This window comes from Bradyrhizobium acaciae, assembly GCF_020889785.1.
In the GTDB taxonomy this organism is placed as follows: domain Bacteria; phylum Pseudomonadota; class Alphaproteobacteria; order Rhizobiales; family Xanthobacteraceae; genus Bradyrhizobium; species Bradyrhizobium acaciae.
On the sequence record NZ_JACMYK010000278.1, the window covers coordinates 1 to 2953 of the forward strand.

Here is a 2953-nt window from a genome sequence, read left to right on the forward strand (position 1 = left end):
GCTCATCACGCTCTAGCTTCGGTATGGGCGGTGTCACGGCAGATGCGGCTCGGTTTGCCGCTCGCGGCGATCATGTACGGCCTCATCGTGCTGTTCATGTTCACCTACTGGCCGCTCGCAGGCCTGTGGAGATGAATGAAGCAGGGGCGCGCGGACCGGGAAATGGACGCATGTTGGATTTCGGAATAATAGAAGAATATCCCTGAGTTGCCCGACGTGTCAAGTCGCCTTGTCGAACGTCGGCAGAAGCGGGCTCCTTTGCATGGGGTTGTTTTCGATATTTTGGCAGCACCGCCTGCGACGGCCTCATCACTCATCCCGCTTTAGTGCCGCACCACCAGCACCGAGCATTTGGCGTAGCGCACCACGTGTCCGGCATTCGAGCCGAGGAAGTAGGTGCGCATCGCCGGGCGGTGCGAGGTCATCACGATCAGGTCGGCCTTCATGTTGGCGGCCTCTTCGAGGATCTCGTGATAGATGCCGCCCTGGCGGACCACGCCGGAGATGCGCCCGGGCGCAATGCCGGATTCGCGCGCGACGATCGCAAGCGCTTCTTCCGATGTTTCACGCTGCTGGCTGTCGAAATCCGCCGGCACATACTCGGCGAGCATCACCGGCGTCATCGGCAGCACGTTGAGCAGGCGCACCGCGCCGTTCCATGTTTGCGACAATGTCGCAGCGGTTGCGATCGCCGGCTTCGCCAGATCGGTATCGGCGAGGTCGATCGGCACGAGAATGGACTTGTACATCTGCGCCTCCTGTCCGCGATTGGTCTGGAGCCGTTTGGTCCCTGTGCCGGGACGCGCGCCTTCTTTTTCTTTGGATAGCTCGTGGTGTCGACGCGAACCGGTCCCCCTGTCGCGCAAAGCTCAATATAGCATGGCGGAGCGGCGATGTCCGCTCGTGTCAGCTGCGCGAGGCCTGCTTCAACAGTTTCGGACTGACGAACAGGACGAGCTTGCCGCGCCGGAAGGAGACGTCATTCCAGTCGTCGATCGCGAAGTCGAAGACGGCGAGCCCCGAGGTGGGCAGATTGTCGCTGAGCGCGCGCTGCGCGGCTTGGTCGCCGCTGCCGGTCAGTGTCAGCGCGAGCTCATGCATCCCGGGATTATGCCCGATCAGGATCAGCCGCTTCGGATCGGTGACCGAAGCCATCCGGATCGCGGTCAAGAGCTGCGCGGGATCGGCACCGTAGAGTTCCGGCACGATTTCGACTTTCGGCGCAGGTCCGGCGCCCTTCAGCTCGTCGCGCACGATCTCCCAGGTCTGCACGGTGCGGACCGCAGGCGACACCAATGCCAGATTGGGCACGGGCTGGTGGCGGGCGATCCAGCCGCCGATTTCCGCCGCATCGCGGTGGCCGCGCTGGTCGAGACGGCGGTCCTGGTCGTGCCCCGAGGGCGCGTCGTGTTCGGTCTTGGCGTGACGCAACAGCAGCAAACGGCGCATGGACTTCCATCTCGATTCGGTCTGGTCGAATTAATTCTACAGGCTGATGCCCCGGACAAGGTGACAAGCGCCGCAGCGGTTCGTAAGAAAACGCCATGAGCGAGACTTCCACAAGTGCGGCGGACGCCTCCGACGAGGCCTCGGCGTTCCGCGACCGTCTGGCGTTCGACCTCGACGTCGATATTTGCGTGGTCGGGGCCGGGCTGGCAGGCCTGACCGTGGCGCGCGAGGCGGCACGGCTTGGTGCGAGCGTCGCCGTGCTCGAAGGACGCCAGGTCGGCTGGAACGCCTCCGGTCACCATCTCGGCACCGTGATGCCGGGTTTCGGCCTGCCGATAGCAGATGTGATCGACCGCGTCGGCCTCGACGATGCCCGCGAATTGTGGGCGCTGTCGAAGGAGGGCGCCGACTATGTCCGCGCCACCGCCACCGAGGATTTGATCCCTGGCATCAAGGCGAGCGACGGCGCGCTCGAGGTCTCCAATGTCGATGTCGGCGAGGCGCTGATCAGTCGCCTGCAGACGCTTGGCGAGGATTTCGCGACCGAGGTCGAGGGCTGGCAGGTCGATCGCGTGCGCAGCGTGCTGCGGACCGGCCGCTATTTCCACGGCATCTATTATCCGAAGGCATTCCAGATCGACGGCCGCAAATATGTGCACGGGCTCGCCGCGCTGGCTGTGCGGGCGGGGGGGCGGATCTTCGAGGAGACGCCGGTCGTCAGCATCGATTTTTCCGGCATCCGCAAGCGCATCGTGACGCCGACGGCGCGGCTGCGCGCCAACCATATTGTCCTCGCCGGCAATATCCATCTCGGTGCGCCGCTGAAGCGCTTGTCCGATACGCTGCTGCCGGTGTGGCGCTACGCGGCATTGACCGAGCCGCTCGGGGAGCGGCTGGCGGAGGCGATCGCTTTTCCCGGCTCGGTCGTCGACAGCGACGGCATCGACCATTTCCGCATCGTCGATGGCGATCGCCTGTTGTGGGCCAGTCCCGAAACCACCTGGGCCGCGCAGCCAAAGCGGCTCGGCAAGGCGGTGCAGCGCCGCATCGCCACGGTGTTTCCACAACTCGGCAAGGTTCCGATCGCGGACATGTTCGGCGGCGCGGTCGGCGTCACCGTGCACGGCATGCCGCAGATCGGGCAATTGCGCAGAGGCCTGTGGGTGGCGAGCGGCTTCGGCCGGCAGGGGCTCAACACCTCGGCGCTCGCGGGCCAGTTGATTGCGCGCAGCATCCTGTGGGGCGACGACCGCTGGCGGTTGTTTTCGCCGTTCGAGCTGGTCTGGGCGGGGGGCACCACCGGCCGCGTCGCCGGTCATTTCATCGGCCTGTGGGCGAGGGGCGCCTCGTCCGTGGCGGGCGTTCTGGCGCGCCACCGCGAGGGTGCACGTGCGAAGGAGCGCATCCGCGAGGCGCGGCTTGCCGAGGCCAATCTCAAGGCCGGAACCAGGAGGCCGGCGCCCCGCCATCCGCCGGGGCCCGTCGCGCGGCCTGTCCCGCCGCC

At 66.0% G+C, this 2953-nt stretch carries 3 protein-coding genes; 1 reads left to right on the top strand and 2 read right to left on the bottom strand.

Going from position 1 to position 2953, the window contains the following annotated elements:
• Positions 1–323: 323 nt before the first annotated feature.
• Positions 324–749: a universal stress protein gene (locus H8A92_RS40115; RefSeq protein WP_163159795.1), complete on the bottom strand. Its 426-nt coding sequence runs from the start codon at positions 747–749 to the stop codon at positions 324–326.
• A gap of 157 nt (positions 750–906) precedes the next feature.
• The gene (locus H8A92_RS40120) at positions 907–1449 is read right to left on the bottom strand and encodes a SixA phosphatase family protein (RefSeq protein ID WP_229200759.1); all 543 of its coding nucleotides are present in this window, start codon (positions 1447–1449) and stop codon (positions 907–909) included.
• 95 nt (positions 1450–1544) lie between these two features.
• Here H8A92_RS40120 and H8A92_RS40125 point away from each other — a divergent pair.
• Positions 1545–2953, top strand: a 1409-nt coding sequence (locus H8A92_RS40125) for an NAD(P)/FAD-dependent oxidoreductase (protein ID WP_229200760.1), incomplete at its 3' end; no start/stop codon positions are given.